Origin of the sequence: Streptomyces sp. NPDC007917 (assembly GCF_042959105.1) — a bacterium.
Classification (GTDB): domain Bacteria; phylum Actinomycetota; class Actinomycetes; order Streptomycetales; family Streptomycetaceae; genus Streptomyces.
In genome coordinates, this window is sequence record NZ_JBIBKK010000002.1 from 413602 (window position 1) to 433539 (window position 19938).

Annotated in this window: 1 protein-coding gene (only partly in view); it reads right to left on the bottom strand. The window is 74.9% G+C overall.

Translation table 11 applies throughout. From position 1 onward, the window contains the following. Nucleotides 1-19938: the 3' portion of a lonely Cys domain-containing protein gene (locus ACFZDL_RS04880; RefSeq protein WP_353591957.1), read on the bottom strand. The gene runs 18618 nt beyond the window's last position; the window shows 19938 of its 38556 coding nt (coding positions 18619-38556); its start codon lies off the right edge, out of view; the stop codon is at nt 1-3.

Here is a 19938-nt window from a genome sequence, read left to right on the forward strand (position 1 = left end):
CTACGGCACCCCCTCGGTCACCTCGGCCGACGGCACCGGCGTCTCGGAGGCCGAGCCGTGCGGCACCTCGCCCGCGTCCAGCCATACCTGGGCCCGCGCGTCCTGCTCGGCGAACCCTTCGGCGAGCCGGTCGCCGAACTCCTCGGGGCGCAGCGCCCGCCAGTCGTCGATGCCCTGTTCCGCGAGGACGGCCGGGGCGTCGTAGACCTCCGGGGACGGGCGGGCCGGGGTGCTGCCGGGGTTCACGGGCGCGCCACTGAGCACGGGTGGCACCGGGAGCGGGGCGTTCGTGGGGGTGGCGGGTTCGACCGGTTCCATGACGACCCAGCTCTTCGCCGTCGGCTTCGCATCCAGCGGCGAGGGGGACAGGGACAGGACCGGGTACTGCGCCCCGCTGGGGTGGGCGATCCCCGTGGTGCCGCTTGTGACCGTGGTGGGGCGGCCCAGCCGCTCGGTCAGCATGTCCGCGAGGCGGGTGTCGTAGAGGCCGGGGATGTCCAGCACCAGGACGCCGTTGAGGTCCCGGTCCACGAGTTTGGGATGGTAGGCCATCAGCTCCACGAATTCCTCGAACGGCACCCGGAAGACCGGTTTGTTGCCGCGGAAGCGCAGGCGCAGGGCGTCCGGGTCCGACGGGTCGTAGGACGCCCGCACCACGAAGGGCACGGCCCGGGCGTCGCCGGCGTCGTCCTGGCCGGTCCACGGGGCGTCCTCGAGGCCGTCGGGCGTCTGGATCCTGGAGGTGTCCAGTCGGTCGATCCTCGTCCCGGTGGACCAGTCGTTCCCGGCGTTCTGCCCGTTCAGCAGCGGGTCCTTCAGCCGGCAGGTCCGGGAGAAGGGCTTGGCCGCCTCCAGGTGGACCGCGGCCAGCACATGGAAATCGGCGGCGTCGCGGCCACGCGCGTACGCCTTGGCGACCAGCCGCCACAGCTCCTCCCGGCGCGCGGCGTCCACCGGGTCGGTCGCCTCCAGGTGGAGGGCCTTCCGGGCGAGTCCGTCGACGTCGAGGCCGGGTCGATACAGCAGTTCATGGGCCTTGACCTGGGCCCAGAACGCCCGGGAGCGATGGCCGTCCGTAACGTCGGCGGCGCTGACCTGCAGCATCGGCCCGACGACGCCGTCCCAGGCCGCTGCCGACATGACGCCCTTCCAGGAACTGGCCGCGTCCACGGCCGGCGACAGCGTCACGAAGTCGCTCAGGCGCGTGCCGTCGGCCGCGTTCGCCGCTTCCAGGAGCACCGCGCGGTAGTCCGCCCGGCGCGGCTCCGTCCGACCGGCGGGGAGCTTCGCCGCGACGATCCGGTGGAACAGCTCCATCGTGAACGGGCCCGAGGCGTCGAACCGCCCGTCGGCGTGCCACATCCGGTCCAGCGCGGCGGCCCCGCGCAGCAGCCTGGCGTACTCGGGATCCTTCTTGACGCGCACGGCGTCGTCCACCTCGTTGCCCAGCGCCAGCTTCAGCGCTCGCACCAGTCGCAGCGTCCGGTGCCGCTGCGGTCCGGACACCCTTCCGTCCGGGCCGCCGAAACCGATCGCGCGCGCCCGGCGGTTCAGCTCGGCGGCCCGGGGCTCGGGGAAGAACTTCGCACGCTCGGACCGCCGCCCCTGGGGATCGGTGAGCATCGTGCGGAAGTAGACGCGGCGGTTCGGCGGCCCGGCCTCCGTGAGCCCCGCTATCCGGACGGTGCAGCGCACCTTGCGCCGCAGCCCGTTGGCGTAGTGCTGACCGACGGGCACGTCCTCCAGCGGGTCGGCGACGAACGGCCCGGGGAAACCCGCACCGGCGTTGTCGACGAGGGGTATCCGGGTGTTCCTGGGCGAACCCGCCCAGCAGATCTCCAGGTCGGCCCAGTGATCCGCGGGGATGACGGACAGGCTGTTCCGCCGCGCGCGGGCCCATCGCTGCGTCTCGGGACCGTCCAGCGCCCGCGTGCTGCCGTCCCGCATCGGGACCGAGATGCCCCCCGGATACCCGTGGGCGCCCTGGTAGACCGCCGGGGCGGCCTCGTCCGGGTCCGCCAGGGTGAAGCGTGTGGAGTAGTCGCCCGTGGCGGGGTTGTAGTGGGCGAACGTCGTCACCTGGTCGATGCGGCGGAAGAATGCCTCACGGAGGCCGGCCAGTTCGGCGGGGGTGAACGCGGTGCGTCCGATCTGCTTCCTGGTCCGCTTGCTGACGATGGGCCAGGTCTGCACGTCATGGTGCCAGTCGGGCACGTCGTCGGGGGAACCGGGGTCCAGGTCGGGGGGATTGGGCACCCAGTCGCCCTGGGGGTCGCCCTGGTGGTGGACCACCCGCACCTTCGCCGGCTTCCCCTGCTGGACGGTGAGCTCCACGTCGCCGCTGTGCGCGTACACCAGGCGGCCGGTGCGGAACGCGAGCCGGCGCGCCAGGAACAGCAGGCCACGCCCCGCGTACGGGACGGCCAGCACGATCGGCACGTCCTTCGGCAGCCTCGACAGCCCCGGGTCGTTCGCCATCAGCTCGGCGAACTCGTCGAGCCCCAGGTCCCGGGTGGTGCCGTCCGGCCACGGCACCACGATCTTGTGCGGGTCCCCCGCGGCGGCCACGACATAGGCGGGTTCGTCCCAGTCCCACGGCTGGTCGTCCAGCCGCGCGCCGGTGACCGTGCCCTGCTTGTCCTTCTTGACCAGATCGACGGCGGAGGTGTCCAGCTCCGCGGCGCCCGAGCCCGTCCAGTTCACGCCCGCGGGCTCCCCCGGGGTCTGGACGTCGGTGAACCGGTGGCGGTCGTCCAGTACGCCCTGCCGCTGGGCGTGGAACGCGCCCAGCGCCGCCAGGCCGGTCGCCCGGCCCGCCTTGTCCGCCTCCAGCACCAGGTCGAACAGCTCGTCCCTGACGCCCTGGTCGACGACCGTGCCCGGGGGCAGGTGGAGGATGCGCCCGGCGAGTGCGGACACGTCCATCGGTCCGTGGCGCATGCCCTTTTCCCGGCGGCGCAGCCGGTCCAGGGTCTCCGCCGCGTTCGCGCGGGGTTCGGTGGTGATCCGGATCAGCGTGGGCCGGGGGAACTGGGCGACCCTCTTGTTGGGGGGGACTTCGGGCAGGCCGTACTTCCGCAGGTCGAAGCCGTCCGGGCCCAGGCGCGACTGATCCGCCGACAGGTCCCGCTGGAGGATGGCCAGCGCGACGCCCAGCTCCTGCGTCAGGTGCGCGTACACGGCCTGGGCGCGCCGCGCACCGCGCTCCCGGGCCATCTCCTGCCGGGCCGGCAGCTCGGCGTTGGACCGTACGTCGTTGCCGAAGCCGGCGATGAGGACTTCCGGCAGGGGTGCCCCGGCCCGATGGTTCCGCAACCCGGTCAGGGCGAGGCGACGGGCCAGCTTGCGCACGTTCGCCTTGTCCGCGTCGGACAGCGCGGTCGATCCCCGCGCGAACCGCACCCCGGCCGTCGGCGGCAGCGCGGTACGGGAAACGGGATTCGAGGCCGACGCGGAGCGGTCGGAATCCGAATCGGAGTCGGAATCGGAGTCGGAATCGGAGTCGGAGTCGCTGTCCTCGGTTCCGGACGAGCGGGCGTCGTCGGAGAACAGGCTGCCCTCCGAGTCGGAGGACTCGGACGCCGAGTCGTCCAAGGCGTCCGGCATGTCCTCGTCGGAGTCCGACTCCGCCGACGTCTCGAAGTCCAGCAGATCGGCGTCCCACGCGTCCCCGTCCAACGACGCCGAGGCCGCCGACACCACCGGCCGGGGAAGCGGGGCGGGCGGGGCGGCCTCGGTCCACCGGGGCCGCAGACCCAGCTCCCCCCGCAGCGTGTCGGCCAGTTCCCCGGCCGACCGGGTGTTCGGCCCGTGGGCGAGCAGGTGTTCGGCGACGTTCCGTACCGCCTCGCGGAACGCGTCCCTGGCGTAGCGGACGTCGGCCTGCGCCGCGTACGGCGGAAGGGGCAGCACCAGGAAGGCGGCGAGCTCCCAGGCCCGAGCGGCATCCAGGCCCGACCCCTCCGGGACCCCGGGGCCGCCCTGCGCCCCGGTGCCGTCCTGCGGTCGCGCGTCGTCCTGCGGGGCCGGATTGTCCGCCGGGGTCGGGGTGCCCGCCGGGGCCGCGCCCTCGCGCGCCACGGCGGCCTGCGCGAACTCCGCGTACGCCGATCGCCACAGTCGCCGCGACACCTCGGCCGCGACCGTGTCGAGCCCGTCCGGCCCCGGGCCGGGCCGGTGCAGCAGCAGCCGCACCTGGTCCTGCGGGGTCAGGCGCCTTGCCTGGAGGCGGTCGCCGCCCAGTGTGGCTTGGATCTCCAGAGCGGGCGTCAGCTCAGCGCCTGCGGCCCGCAGTTCGGCGAGGGTCACGGACTCGTCCGGGTCCAGGCGCGGCGCGCCCTGGCGCAGGTCCTCGGTCGTCACCTGGCCGGCGAGCCACCCCCGCAGGTCCTCGCCCAGGGCCGGAGTCGGGACCGCGGCGGTGTCCCGGGGCGTGGTGGCGGCGGTCAGCTCGGCCGGCGGGACGCCGAGGCCGTACAGCCGGGCCGCGGCGTCCTCGAGCCGCGCCAGGGCGTCCTCCAGCCGCCCGGCGACGTCCGTGGCGGTGTCCGTGCCGGCGTCCGTGGCGGCCTCCGCCGCCTCGGCGAGAGACGCCAGCGCCCGGGTGTGCTCGTCCCAGGCGAGCGCGACGGTATCGGTGTCCTGGCGGCCGTCGTCCGGGGGCGGCGTGGCGGTGGCGTCGTCGGCGTCCCCGGGCGGCGCGGCCGGAGTGTCGGCGGGCTCCACGGCGTGCGGCGCCGCGCGACCGATCCCGTAGGTGGCCACGGGGCCGCCCGCGGGCGGCAGCGCCCAGGCGGGCCCCAAGGTCGGCGGCGTGAGATCGCCCGGCCTGATGAGGCCCCAGTCGGACGGCTGGGGCCGGCGCCCCGACGCGTCCGGCGCCATGTACACGGTGTATGTCCGGGACCCCGGCCGGCGGTGGATCCCGGTCCGGCCGGAGGTGGCCCAGACGCCACGGCCCGAGTTCCGGGCGGCCTCCCCGGCGAGCGTCCCGGCGAGGGGCGCCCCGGCCGGGGGCCGGGCGCCGTCCGCCACCAGGAGGATGTCGGCCTTCCAGGGCGCGCCGTGCAGCATGGCGTCGCGGAAGACCAGTTCGCCGAACTCCTGCCGCGGCACCGGCGCGCCCAGGAAGCCGCCGTCGAAGACGTACCGGAACGGGGCCGGGTGGCCCGGTGCGTACCAGGGGGCCGGGGCCGTGCCGACCTCGACCAGCGAGCCGTCGGGCGCGTAGTCCATGAGGGTGATGACACTGGCGTCGAAGTCGCCGTCCAGTCCGGCTGAGCCGTGGCTCAAGTCCCGGCCGGTGACCGCGCCCGCGGTGTTCCTCCCGAGCGTACGGTCCGACAGGGCGCCCCCGCTCTCCAGGTGGTAGGCGGCCAGCTCGGGCAACGAGAAACGGCCCACGGCCAGCGCCTTGCGCGCCAGCGCGACCGCCTCGTCGAACCGCGCCGGGTCGGGGCGGTCCAGGTGCAGCAAGCCGGCGGCGAACTCCGCGCCGTCGACGATGTTGTCCAGCAGCTCCAGCAGCCTGACCTCGGTCCACAGCAGCCAGGACAGCTCCGCCTCGCCCACCGGCTGTCCGGCCCCGAGGCCCAGGACCTCCCGGGCCATGGCCTCGGCGGCCGACGTGCCCGCCGCGGGGAGCCGGTTCAGCGCGGTGGTCAGGTGCGGCAGCGCGGCGAAGCCGCCGAGCGGGCGCCCGGGCCCGGCCTGCCACGCGGCGTCGGCCCGGGCCAGCACCTCCTGGATGTGCTCGGCGCCACCGGGCCGCGTGCCGGGCCGGCCCGGCGGGAACCGGTGCACCACCCGGTACAGCAGGTCAAGGGTGAACTCGCGGATGCCGTCGCGGTCGAGGTCCGGATCGCGCTCGCGCATGCGGTCCAGCGCGCCGAGGCCCCTGAGCAGGTCCGGATAGTCCGGCCGGTCGTCCACGTCCGGGTCGTCGAATGCCTCGCGCAGCGCGCGCACCAGCCGCAGCGCCCGGTCGCGCGTCGCCTCGGACGCGGGGCCGGGGCCGTGGTGCAGCCCGGCCGTCCGGGCCCGCTCGTCGAGCGCGGCGCCCTTCGGCTCCGGCGGGAACTTCACCAGACGGTCGCCCTCCCCGCGGGCGTTGGTGAACAGGGCTACGGCCAGGGTGCCGTCCGCCAGCGTCGGCGTGGCAACGCGGTAGAGGGGGCCGTACGCCGTCGCCCCCGTCTCGTTGGCCACGTCCTGTCCGACGGCCACCACCGCGAGCGGGTCGGGGACGAACGGCAGCGGGCCGTCGTGCACTCCGTGTCCGACGACGCCGCCGCCGCCCGGCCGGGCGGCGGAGAAGCAGATCAGCAGCGCCTGCGAGCGGCGCGGCGACACCTGGGCCAGGGAGAACCAGCGGACCACGGCACGGGCGTGGTCACGGCCGCTCATGTCACGGCGCCCGTCCCGCGTGATCCAGGAGACGGCGCCCGGGAGGCCGTGCAGGGCCTGGAAGACGGTCGTGCCGGGCGTCCAGGGCACGTCCCGCTTCGCGCCATACGCATGGAGCTGGGCGTTGTAGGTCACCAACGAGGTCGCCGTCGGCACCCGCGCGGCGTCCAGCAGCCGAGTCCGGCCCCCGTCGTCGTCGGCGCCGAGGTCGACCGAGACGAAGCCCGTCACCCAGCCGTCGGCGTCGGGGAGGGGGAAGGTGTCCGCGTCCCGCACCCAGTCGTCCGTCCCCGGGACCGGGGCCACCGGCCCGGGATGGGACATGAAGAAGTCGCCCCGGGGTCGCCCCTCCTCGTCCAGCAGGCCCAGCACCCGGTGACCCGCCCGGCCCGGAAGGTCCATGACGGCCAGGAAGCCGCTGGTGGACACCACGTTGCGGTTGTGCCGGGTGGCGAACGTCCGGGGCCGGGCGGCGATCCGGCCCAGGCCGGGGATCACCAGGGCCACCGCGACGTCCCACGGGAGGGCGGCCAGGACCGGGTCGAGCGCCATCAGCTCGTTGAACACCTCGAACGGCACATGGCGCGCGAATCCCGCGCGGCCCCGCACCAGAATCCGGTCCTCACCCGAAGTGGCGAGGAAATAGGGGTCGGGGCGGTCCGGCCCGGAGGCCCACAGCGCCGGCCGGACGTCGCCGACGGTGCTCCCCCCGTCCCGGCGGACCATCACCGCGGTGGTGCTCGGATCCAGGTCGGCGGGGATCGGGCTCCCGGTCCAGTTGATCCCCCGCGGACGGCCCCGGGTGTCGGTGACGCGGAAGCGGTCGTCGAACACGCCCCGGTCCGCGACGTACAGCGCGCTCAGGCCCGCCAGGCTCGTCACGTTCCGGGCCTCGGGCGAGGACGCCAGCCGGATCAGCTCGGCGCGCCGGTCGCCGGTCACCCGCTCCTCGGGGGTGAGCAGCAGTACGCGGCGGGCGAGCCGGTTCATGTCCAGCGGGCCGTGGCGCAGCTCGGGGTCGGCCGACCGGAGTTGGTTGAGCCGGGTCCGGGCGGCCGGTTCACCGGGCGTGAGCCAGACCGTGCGGCCGGGCGAGGAGGGGCTGCCGACGGCGCGGTCGGGCCGCTGCCACCGGCCTCGGGCCCGTCCCCGGGAGCCCGCCCACGGCCCGGTCCGGTGGGTTCCGGGCCGGTACCGGTTCACCCTGCCCGGTCCGGGCCTGTGCGCCTGTCGGGGTGCGGGGCCGCCGGGTGCGGTCCCGCCGGCCGCGGGGCGCCCGCTGTAGGTGGGGCCGGGTCCCGTGGCCGGATCGCCGGTGGAGGTGCCGGGGCCGGTGACCGGTCCGGCGGTGGTGCGGCCGGCGGGGGCCGTGGTGGAGGCGAACCGGGGGGCCGCGGTGCTGCCCTCGTAGTGGTCCCCTCCCATGGGGCGCCCGCTCGCGTCGACCACTCTGCTGTGGAAGAGCTCGATCTCCCATGCGGCGCTCGCGGGACCGATCCCGCGCCGCATGCCGCGCAGGCCCGTCCGCCCGTCGGCCCGGCTGTGGGACGAGGCGATGTCGATCCGTACGTCGAAGGCGTGGGCCAGCAGGTGGGGGAATACGTCGCCGATGTCGGAGTTCCAGCTGTTGTCCCAGTCCAGGACCACCGCGCGCAGGCCGGACAGCTCCCTGTCGTCCAGCGGGGTGTGCCGGAGGACCAGGTCGCCCATCTCCCCGCGCAGTTGCCCCCTGCTCGGGAACCGGCTCTGGTCCGGTACGGGGACGCCCAGCTCGGTCAGCCGAGTCACCAGCGCGACCTCGTCCATCCGGTCCACGGCCGCGGCCAGTCCGCCGGGCACCGAGTTGCGGTACTGGTGGACGATCTCGACCGGCAGCCGTCCCCGGCTCGCGGTCAGGCGGTCCGCGACGAACCGTCGCATGGCGTCGAGGACATGGCGGTCCGAGGGGTCGGGCGCGGCGGCGCGCGCCAGGTCGGCCCGGACTCGGGCGGGGTCCGACAGCCAGGCGTACGCGTCCCGGTCGGCGGTGGACCGGCCGTCCGCGGCCAGGCCGGGCAGGGCGTCGCGGACGAGCAGCGGGCCGCTCGCCAGGAACGCGTGCAGCAGGCAGAAGCCGTCCCCGGCCACCGGCAGCGGCCGCCCCCGGGCCCAGCCCGGGGTGCCGCCCACCGGCGACGTCATGATGGGCGGCCGGGGCGGCGCCTTGGGCGGTGCCCCCTCCGGCGTCGTCCCCTCCGGCGGTGTCTCCTTCAGCAGCGTCCCGTCCGGCGGTGTCTCCTCCAGTGCCGGCCTCTTCAGCAACCGCGGCGGGGCCTCGGGCATCGTGGCCGGCAGCACCCTGCGCGGCCGCTTGGCGGGGGGCGGCGCCGCTCCGAGCGGACGAGCGTGCCGCTTGGCCCCGGCCCGCGGACGGGGCCGCTTGCGGCCGGTCGCCGGGCGGGGGGTGACGCCGGTGGTGGTCGTGACGTCGGCGCTCGGGCCGGCGGAGACGAAGTCGGCGGCGGTGCGCTGCCGCCCGTGCCGGTCGGGGCCCAGGGCGATGGTGGTCCGGCCGTCCTCGTCGGTGAAGAAGTCCGCCATGCCGTAGGCGGTGTGCACCTTCACGCCCGTGCTCCGCGTGACCGCGTCCAGCAGCTTTTCGACGGCGGGCCCCGCCGTGGCGGGGTCGGTGCGCGGGAGCAGCAGGACGATCTCGCCGCCCGCGCGGCGTTCGGGGTCGATGTGGAGCAGGTGGGCGAAGTCCTCCGCGGGGACCCGCCCGGACAGCAGCCCCTCGCCCAGCGGGCCCTTGAGCCGGACCACCCAGGGCGCCGGGCCCTCCGGCCGGTCCCAGGGCGCCGTTTCGGTGGTGCCGAAGGTGAGCCTGCCGTCGGGCCCGGCCCCGACCAGGGTGACCTCGCTCAGGTCCAAGTCCAGGGCGGGGAGGTGCTGGTCGCCGTCGCGGCCCATCGCCGTGCCGTCGAAGCGTCGGATGACCCGCTCCGGCGTGAACAGGCCCCCGGTCGCCAGGTGGAACGTGGCCAGCCGCGCGCTCTGGCTCGCGTCGATCCCGACGTCGGTGGCCCGTTCCAGCAGCCGCACCAGCTCCCGGCGCCGGGCCGGGTCGGGGGCTTCCAGGTGCAGGACGCGGGCGGCGAGGGCGTCCACGTCGTATCCGAAGTCCCGGACGACGGTCGCCCCGCGCTCCGCCAGGCCGAACCCGGCCAGCACCGCGAGGCTGGGCGCGGCGGCCATCTCGGGGGCCAGCGCGATGCCCAGCAGTTCGTCCCGGTGCGCGTCGGTCACGGGCGTGTCCGGGTCCAGCATCAGCACATGGCGGGCGAGCGCGTCCATGTCCAGCGGGCCTTCGCCGAGTTCGGGGACCCCCGCCCGCAGCGTGTCCAGCAGGTCCAGGGCCTTCCGCAGGTCGCGGGGGCGGACCAGCGACCGGCCCTCGGCGTCGGACCGGCTGCGGGTGCCGGCCGGGGGCGTGTCCAGGCCGAACGGCAGGCCGTCGTTGACCGGCCGCCGCCGTCCCCGGCCGGTGGGCGGGGGCTTCGGCACGCCCTTGCCGCCGGGCGGTCCGACCGGGGGCAGGTCGACCACCGGCGGGGGCGGCGCGGGCCGGGAGGGCGGCGGCGGGGCCAGCCGGGCGGGTGGCGGGGGCGGCGCCGATCGGGCGGGCGAGGGCGGGGCCGGGGCCGGCTTGGTGGTGCGGAAGTTCCAGGGGCCGCGCGGGTTACGGGCGCCTCGGGGCATCGCCGCGAGGAAGTCGCCGCCGCGCTCGTACAGGACGATGGCGTTGTCCACGTCGGCGGACGCCGTGCCGAAGGTGTCGATCGTGCCGTTCTCGTGCACGTAGGTCACGTGCAGGTTCATGTGCTTCGCCACCAACTCGGCGGCGAGCAGGGCCGTCCCCCGGCTCCAGCGGCGGGAGCTCCGCAGGTGGGCGCGGATCAGGCCGTCCCGCACCCAGTCGGGCGGCGTCGGCCACGACTCGGGCAGCCGGCCGCCGCCGCGCCGGAACTCCCGGCGCCGCACGGCGTCCAGCGGGCGGAACCCGGCCTCGTACAGCTCGTCCTCGGTGAACGTGGCCCGGGGATCGAGCCGGGCCGTCCGCGGCAGCGGCACCGCGTCCATCAGCTCGGTCAGGTCGTCGATCACCTCGAACCCGCGGCCGCCCCGGGGGTTCGCTCCCAGTGCGACGGCGACGGCGGCGTAGAACTGGTTCCCGTCGCCGGCCAGGGGCGTGACCAGGTCGTAGGTGTAGCCGTCGGGGTCGGTCAGGGTATGGACGTCGGTGGCCGCGTCGAACTTGGGCTGCTCCGCGTAGGTCTCGTCTTCCAGGCCCTCCCACGTCCACGGGCGGGTGGCGTGGGCGGTCAGCAGGGAGTCGTCCACCGGGGGCTGGGGCTTGCGTGGCGGGGGCGGGCCCTCGGCCACGGCAGCCGCTTCGACGGCGCGGAAGTGCCGGTCGGCCACGTACAGCACGACGCGCTCGGCGCCGGAGGACAGCGGACGGTCGGGGTGGGGCGAGAAGTCCTGGTAGGTGCCGTCCTCGCGGACGACGCGCACGCCCACCCCGTACATCCGGGCGGCGAGCGCGGGGAGCAGGTCGGCGGCGCTGTGGTCCCAGCCGGTGTCGTTCGCGGCGTTCGCGGCGCGCCGCAGCTGGCCGGCGGCGAGGCTGCGGCGCTGGGCGGGGCTCAGCGGCTGGTAGCGCCGCTCGGGGCCGGGGCGGTCGCCGGCCGAGTGCGGGATCACGCCGAGGGCGTCGAACTCCCGGCGCTGCGGGGTGTCGGTGCCCAGGTCCAGGGCCGCGGCGTCCAGTTCCGCGGAGGTGAAGGTGTCCGTCTCGTCCGGGGAGAAGTACGCCAGCAGCGGCGAGTCGTCCGGCAGCCCCTCCACCGCGTCCGCGAGTACGTTCCGCAGCCCGGCGGCGTCGAGCGGGGCGCCGTCGGCACCGGTGCGGGCCGCGGGCAGCGCGCGCTGGAAGGCGCGGTAGAAGGAGTTGTCCTGGGGGACGTCCAGCAGCCGGTGGGTGGTCCCCTCCGGGGACTTCAGCGCGGGCGCGCCGTCGCGGAGCGCGGTCACCTCGGTGTACCGCGGCGGCGTGCCGGAGGTCTCGGGCTCCTCCCGGAACATGCCGTCCCGGGAGTCCTCCCGCCGGTCCGTGCCGGTGTCGCGGCTGTCGGTGCCGGTGTCGCCGCCGGGGCTCTCCGGGTCGGAGGGGTCCGGCGCCGGGGTGTCCCCCTCGGGCAGGTCCTCGGCCAGCTCCTCGGGCGTCTCCTCGGCGATGGGGTCCAGCCCCGACGGCGGCTTCCGCGCCGACTTCGGCTTCGGCTTCGCCGACGGCTCCTCCGTGATGGAGTCCAGCTTCGGCGCCCGCACCAGCTTCGGCTTGTCGGAGTGCCTGGCCGGGTTCTCGGTCCGCTCGGTCTTCCCCGGCTCCCAGTCCGTCACCTGGGGCTCGGGCAGCCCGGCGCGGGTCGGGACCGCGCCCTCCTCGCCGCTGGGCGGGTCCTCGGGCAGCCGGTGCCAGCGGGTGAGCCGGTCGGTCTGGGCGCGCAGGTGGTGCAGGGCGTCCGCCGCGTTCTCGGCCTTGCGCTCCTGGCTCCGCACCGCCGCGATGCGCGCCTCCACGGCGCGCTCGGCCGCCCGGAACGCCTGGGCCGCCGCGTGGGCCGTGTCCCGCGCGCCGGCCACGCGCTCGTCGGCCGCGGCCGTCCGGCGCTCGAAGGCCCGCCGCGCCTCCGCCGCCATCCGGTCCCGCTCCCTGCGCCGGATGGAGCCGACCAGGTCCTCCGCCTCGGACAGCGCCAGCCGGGCGCTTTCCAGCCGGGCCTCGGCGGCGGCGCGCCGCGCGGGCGTGGCGTCGTCCGTCAGGTCGGTCAGCAGGGCGTCCTGGTGGGTCTGCCGCGCCCCCTCGGCCAGTTCCGTCGCCGACCGCAGCTCGTCGCCCACCGGGGCCGGGAAGTCCCCGGGGTCCTGGGTGAGCGCGGCGTCGGCGGCGGCCATCGCCGCCACGAGGTCCTGCCGCGCCGCGGCGAACTCCGCCCTCGCCGCGGCCTGGGCCTCCCGGCGCAGTCGGCGGGCCACCGAGCGGGCCACCCGGGCGGCCCCGACGGCCTCCCGCAGATCGGGGAGGTCCCGGCGCAGCACCCAGTACTTGGCGTCCTCGTCGGCCCATGTCTTGGCCGCGTCCTTGACCTTGTCCCATGCCTTGGCGACGGTCTCGGGGAAGTTGTCGTCGGTGATCAGCCCGAGCTGGCGGGCGACGTCCTCGCGCACCCAGGCCAGCACATGGGTCTGCGACTCGACGGTCTGCGGGCCCGGCTTGACGCCGCCGAGCGAGCCCAGCAGGTGCTCGCGGACCCAGTTGCTGGACGGCAGGTCCTTGAACTGCCGGTGGACGTCGGCCACGCTCAGCCAGGCGGTGGGGATGGCGAACGCGAACACCCGGCCCGTGTTGGGCTTGACAGTCACCTGACGGGCCTGATCGCCCGCGATCACCCGGCCGTCGCTGTCGGAGGTGTCGGCGCCGGTGCCGGAGGCGCCCGGGTTCGCCGAGCCGGTGGTGTCCGACTTCAGGGCGGGCGCGGCGCCGAGGACGGTGTTGTGGTCGCCGCCCTGGGAGGCGGTCGCGTTGTCGCTCTGGGTGATCCGGGTGGCGGACTCCATCCGGGCGCCGTCGGCCACCGCCATCAACCGCGCACCGGCGAAGTCGGGCCGGGAGAACACCCGCAGCCATCCCTCGGAGCGGTCGGCGAGGGCGTTCTCGACCAGGCCGGCGGTCTCGTAACCCCCGTTGCCCGAGGCGTGTTCGAAGAACGCGGACAGCGCCCCGGAGCCGAGGGAGTCCTCCAGCACCTGCGCGGAGCCGGTCCCCTCGGCGGTCAGCGGGGTGATCCGCGCGGTGCGCAGGACGCGCTCCAGCTCCTCCCCGGTGAGCCGGCCCGAGGTGGTGGCGAGCCGGTTGTCGTACGCCTTGGCCAGCGCGATGGTGCCGGCCGCGAGGATGTTCTCGGCGCCGATGACGTTGCGGACGTGGAAGCCGTTCTTGGGCGGGACGAACGGGCCCTGCGTCCCGTCGGGCAGGGTGATGGCGCGCCAGGAATCGAGAACACCGGTGATATCGCTGCTCTTCTCCAGCGGGGAGTCTTTCCCGGTGAGCACGTTCACCGCGGTCGGCTCGTCGCCGATCTCCGGCGGGCCCAGCGGGTCCGGTCCCTTCGCCGGGGCGGAGCCCCGGGCGGTGTCCGGCCGCATCAGGCTGAGCGGGACGATCTCGCGCTGGATGCCGACGTCACCGCTGTGCTCGATCCGCCGGGTCTCCGGGTGCCTGGGCTCGTCGCCCCGCTTCCGGCCCATCTCCATGGTGATGCGCAGCCGGTAGCGGGTGGCGTACTCGGCGTGCGGTTCGCTGGTGTACGAGGACCACACCCGGCCCCGGACGCGGGTGTCGGTCGCGGAGACGTTCTGCCGGTTGGAGCCGGTCTCGGCCATCGACGGGCCCGCCGTCGGCACATCGGTATCGCCGGTGTGGACGCCCTCGTTGACCTGTGTTCCGGCGTCGCTGCCCCGGCCGCTGGAGAAGCCGTCGCTGTAGGTCTCCACCGCCCACCGGTGGTCCTCCAGCTCGGTGCGCGGCCACAACTGGACGAAACGCGGCTCCCCCACGGGTTCGAGCTGCGCCCGGATGCGTACGTTCCGCCCGCCGATCCGGATCTGCTTCCAGCCGGGGCCGCCGATCCTCGCGGTCACCGCCGTGCCCGTGCCCATCATCTCCCGGCGCAGCGCGCGGGTGACCCGGGCCGAGGTCAGCCGGTGGATGGCCTCCCGGCTCTCGTCGTCGATGGCCAGGTCGTCCAGTTGCCGCTGGAACTCCTCCACCACTTTGGAGGTGTCCACGGAGTCGACCGGGTACGTGGCGAACGGCGCCTTGCGGAACCACCGGGGCTGGAGCCAGTCGCGGCGGGTGTACGTCGGGCCGCCGCCGAGGTCGTCGCCCCGGATGAGGCCGAGCCGGTGGGCGGCCCGCTCGGGCAGGTGGCCCAGCCAGCCGCCCTTGACGACCTGCCGCTCCCCGGCCCAGTCACGCAGCCTGCGCACCACCGCGCCCAGCGGCGAGAGCACACCGGAGGACCGCATCTCGGCGGCCACCTCGTGCTCGGCGTCGCCGGTGGTGAGCACCTGGTGGCCCTGGTCGACCCGGTTGATGTCCGAGGTGACCGTGCGGGTGATGGTTCCGCTGGAGCCCCGGGTGCGCCACCACGGCTTCCAGGCCAGGCCGTAGTTGCCCGTCACACTCGTAGCCTGCTGGTGGGAGTGGCCGTAGACGGCGGTGAAACCGGCCGAGTGGGTGAAGGACTTGCTCTGCACCCCCGACACCTTGTTGCTGCCGCCGACCGTCAGCTCGGTCTCCATCGGCTGCGGCCGGGTCAGCGCGCGCAGGTTGGTGACCCGCATCCGGTGCACCACGGTGGCCAGCCAGTCGATGTAGGGCCCCTTGCCGAACAGGCCCGTGGTGCGCGATCCGGTCGCGCTCGCGTTCTGGTCGACGTTGGCCGTCAGGAACTGCGGCTGCTCCGGGCGTACGGCGGCGTCGTGCGCGGGGGCGCCGACCCGGGTCAACTGCCACTTGTCGTGGGACGCCTTGGCCAGGACCCGGTCGACGATTCCCGGGGAGGTCTTGTCGGCCACCACCGAGAGGGTCTGGTGGGGCACCCCTTCGAGCGGCCCGGGTTGCCGGCCGTCCTCGGTGGAGGCGTCGAGCAGCTTCCTGGCCTCGTCGCGGGTCATCGGGGCGCGGGTGACCGGGTTCGGGTCCAGGTACGGGTTGTCGGCGCCCGGCGCGTGCGGGTCGGTCTTCGGGGAGTGCTCGGACGGGATGCTCAGCAGCACCTTGCCCCGGACGGCCGGCACCTCGGCGTTGCCGCCGATGATGTCCCCCCGGCTCTTGGGGCCGCGGACGAAGAAGGAGGTGCCGAGAATGCCGAAGCTGACCAGGCCGCGCAGCAGGCTCCGGGGCCGCCAGTAGCCGCCGGTGCTCACGGTGAGGGACAGGTCGTAGGAGTACAGGTTGCCCGGCTTGGTGCTGATCGACATCTGGTCGAACGTGGCGGTCGCGCCGTAGTTGGACTCGTCGCGCGTCTGCCAGCCGGCCTGGTAGCCGAGCTGCCCGGTCAGGGCGTGGCTGGGGAACCCGATGTCGTCGACGGCGGTGTCCCGCACCGACGCCAGCGCCTCGAAGCCGAACTCGGCTCCCTGCACCCCGTACTGGCTCTCGCCCAGGGTCGTGGCGCCGGGCGCGCTGTGGCGCAGGATGGTGTCCGTGGGAGACACATAGGTGCGGTTGGTCAGCTCCGCGTCGATCCAGATGTGGTGGTAACCGCGGGTGAACCGGCCGGGGTTCACCAGGCCGATCCGGATGCCGGTCCGGCTCATCGCCTCCAGGTTGCCGGCCATGCTGTGGTGCGAGAGCGCGTTGATGACGGTCAGCGTGTTGTGCAGCACCATCTGGTAGTGCGCGTGGTTGCGCCACCTCTTGTCGCCCGGGTCGCCGAGCTCCTCGAGCGTGGCGACCATCGTCGGGTACCTGCGGGAGACGGCGGTCAGCACCTGCCGGGTGAACGAGTCGAGCCGGTTGCGCTCGGCGAAGGTGACCTGCGGGCCCGCCTCGGTGGCCGGGCCGGGCTCGATCGCGGGCATGGTGCCGGCCCCGGTGCCGGCCCCGGTGCTGGTCTCGGTCCCGCTGTCGGTTTCGGCGACGGGCGGGGGCGCGGTCCCGGAGGAGGTGTCCTCGCCCTCGGTGGCCGCCGCGAACCTGCGGCTGTAGCGGCCGTTGGCGTAGAGGAACTGCACCGGCCGGGCCATGCCGAGGGTCGGCGGGTGGTTCTCGGTGAGGTAGGCGGGGGCGTACGGCTCGGTGGCGCCGAAGGTGTTCTCGTCCTCCATGCCGGCCAGGCGGCGCGCCTCGGTGCGCGTCATCCGGTCCAGGCTCCAGGTGGTGAACGGCGTCGCGTGCGCGTCCCCGGTCTTGCGGATCCAGACGGTCTTCTCGACCCGGTACAGGTCGGAGGTGACGTTCTTGGCCCGGCCGACCGAGCGGACCGCGCCCGAGCCGCCCGTCATCGCCGAGCGGCCCCGGGTGTGCCCGATGCGCGCGCTGGGGCCGACCTGGATCCGGGGCTTGACCCGGTTCATCCAGCCGGAGATGACGTTCTGGAGGCCGAACGTCGGCAGATTGAACGTGGGCCCGAGGACGAGGGAGAAGTCCTTGGCGATCGCCTTGGTCTGCTTCCGGGTGTTCTGCACCGTCAGGAAAGCCGAATCCCGCAGCTCCGCCTTGTCCGTCTCCGAGGCCAGCACGGCCCGCCCCGGGACCACTCGCTCGATGACGAAAGCGCCCAGCGGGGTGCGCTTCTTGTCGTCGGCGAACAGCGGCTTGCCCGGAACCGAGCCTCGGGCCATTCGCCCGGCGAGCTGGTGGAAGTTCCGGGAGGAGAGGAACCGGTCCAGCTCCCGGTAGGCCGAGGAGTCCGGTTCGGCGCCGATCCGGTCCACCGCCCAGTCGCGGATCTGCGCGACGGGCCCGAAGTCCTCGGTGATGACGAGCCGGTAGTCGGACTCGGGCCCCAGCTCCAGCGTCCTCGGGGTCCGGCGGACCTTGGACTCCTGGGTCGCGGTGTCCGGCAGCCGCGCCCCCAGCCCGTGGCGCACACCGAACGCGAACTCCACGTCCGGGGCCGCCACGGTGGCCGGCTTCGCCCGCCAGCGGGTGCCCAGGATCCCCCGCTTGGCCGGGCGCGGCGTTTCGGCGTCGGTGATGCGCACCTCGACGTACGCGTCGTCCAGGTACGGGTGCGAGGTGTCCCACCCGCGGGTCTCCCCCACGTTCAGGACCTGGTCCTGCATGGAGTAGTTGACCTCGCGAATGAGGCCCAGCCGGAGGCCGATCCGGACGAACGCGGAGAAGACCGTCGACTGCGGCCCCAGCGGCACCGTCGGGGCGAGCTGGCGGGTCTGGCCGACCGTCTTCGAACCGCCGACGCTGGCCTGCGCGCGGGACGCGTTGTCGACCTTGATGGGGGAGGTGCCGTCGGTGAACTTGGTCCACTCCCCGTAGTTGCGGACCCTGATGTGCATCCTGCGCAGCCGCCCCGACTCCGCGCGGTACACGAACTCGCGGCCCTCCCCGAGGAAGGTCTGCGGGCGCTCGCGCATCGCGCGCTGCATCCGGCGGAAGACGGACTCGTCGATACCGCCGCCGCGCACCCGGTGGCGCCGCGACGGCTCCTCGCCCGAGGCCGTCTCCGCGCCCTCCGCCTCCATCTCGGCGTCGATGTGCTCCACGATCCGCTCCCAGCCGCGGAGGTAGACGTCGCTCTGTCCAAAGGCGATGGGCATGGCGGTGTCGCCGGACTCGTCGCCGGGGAACGCCAGGAAGCCGTCGACATAGCCCGGCATCCGGGTGTCGTCGGTGAACCTGCTGGGCCGGTGCACCTGCGGCGGCGGCAGCATCTCACTGTCGACGCGGGGCCGGCGGCGCTTCTCCAGCTCCTCGTCGATCTGCCGCCCGGCCGGCCACGGCCGGGGGTTCTGGCCGGGCGGCGGGGTGGGCCCGAGCGTCGAGGGCGGCGACGGCGGGGGCGGGGGCGGTGAGGGCGGCCGGACCTCGGTGAGGGCGGTGGTGAGGTCGGGCAGCGGATCGTCGAGGCCCGGCACCCGGCCGCCGAGGTCGGGCAGCGGGTCGTCCAACCCGGGCACCGGGGCGTCCAGCTCCAGGGTCGGGGCGGGTGCGCGGCGGTCGCCGCGCGAGGAGCCGGGGGTGTCGGCGTCGAGCGGCGGGGGCGGCACCGGCGCCGGCATGCTCACCGGGTCCAGCGCGCGGGGAGTGGACACCCGGATGTCCCCGGCGGTGGGGGTGGCCCCGGTGGCGGGCGAGGGGTGCAGGGAGAACACCGGGTGCGCCGCCCCGCCGGCCGTGTGCTGCCCGACGGGGAACCCGGTGGAGTAGGTCTCCCGGCCGATGCGCTGGGCCAGGTCCTGCGCCAGGCCGGGGGCGAGCCGGTCCAGTTCGGAGACGGCCAGGAAGACGGGGACGGCCTGGTCGAGGGGCAGCAGCTCCGGGTCGCCCGCCACCAGTTCGACGAACTCCGCGGCCGGCACCCGCCGGGTCACCCCGGCGTACGACACGAAGAGGTGGCCCGGGTCGTTGCGGTCCGGCTCGGCGCGGACCACGTACGGGTGCGGCCGGTCTCTCCCCTCCGTGGTCTTCCCGTGCCATGGCGCGTCCACCGTGCCGCCGGGGGTGTGGAGCTTCGACAGGTCCACGGCGGTGTCCCCCCGCGGCGTGGCCAGCAGATGGCGCCCGGCCGCCGGGCCGCCGGCCGTGACCGGGGGCATGGCCGTGGCGGCGGACAGGGCCTGTTCGGTCTCCAGGTGGTAGGCGCCCACCTGGGCCGGGTCGGCCCCGTCGCGGCCGACCCCGTACGCCGCGGCCGTCAGGTCCCGCGCCTGGTCCCGCCGCGCGTCGTCCACCTCGGACGGGTCCAGGTGCAGCACCCGCGCGGTGTACGCGTCCAGGCCGGCGGCGTCGAGCGCGCCCAGCGCCTCGTGCGCCTTGACCCGCGCCCAGAACATCCGCGCGCGTTCGTCCTCGCCCACCTCGTCCGGGCCGGAGAGCTGGAGGACGTCCGCGATCTCCCGCGTCACGTCCGGGCCGCCCAGCCAGGCGACGGCCCGGTCCACGGCCGGCGGCAGCGTCACGAAGTCGCCCAGTGACGTGCCGGGGCCGCTGCCGAGGGCCTGGGCGAGCACCGCGCGGTAGTCCGCTCGGCTCGGCCCGGCCTGTTCCAGGGAGAGCTTCGCGGCGGCGACCCGCTGGAAGAACTCCAGGGTGAACGGGCCCGCCTGCCGGAAACGCGGATCCTCCCGCCACATCCGCTCCAGCGCAGCCGCCCCGCGCAGCAGCTCCGCGTAGCCGGGGTCCTGCTCGATCCGGACGTCGTCGTCGACCTCGTTCCCGAGCGTCAGCTTCAGCGCCCGCACCAGCTCCAGCGTCCGCCGCCGCTCCTCCTCGGACACCGGGTCGTCCGGACCGCTGTGCAGCCCGATGGCGCGCGCCCGGCGGTCCAACTCGTCGGTCTCCGGCTCCGGGAAGAACTCCGCGTACGACCCCCAGCGCCCCTGCGGGTCGGTCACCAGGCCATGGACGTACTCGCCGTTGTGGAAAAAGACGCCTGCGCTGACGGTCGCGGCGCTCGTCTTGTTCCGCATCTCGTTCGCGTAGTGCTGGCCCTGGGCGACGTCCCTGAGCGGGTTGGGCACGAACGCGCCGGCGTTGTCGTAGCCGCGACGGGACGGGACAGCGCTGTCCTTCGGGGAACCCGCCTGGCACATCACCAGGCCGAGCCAGTCCTCCTTCTTGTCCTTCAGGAGGCCGGTGAAACTCCTGCGCTTCTTGAGCCACTTGGCGCCCGCGTCGCCCCACGCCGTGTGCTTTTCCCCGTCGTCCAGGGCGAAGGACGTGTAGCCCGCCCCGCCGTGAGC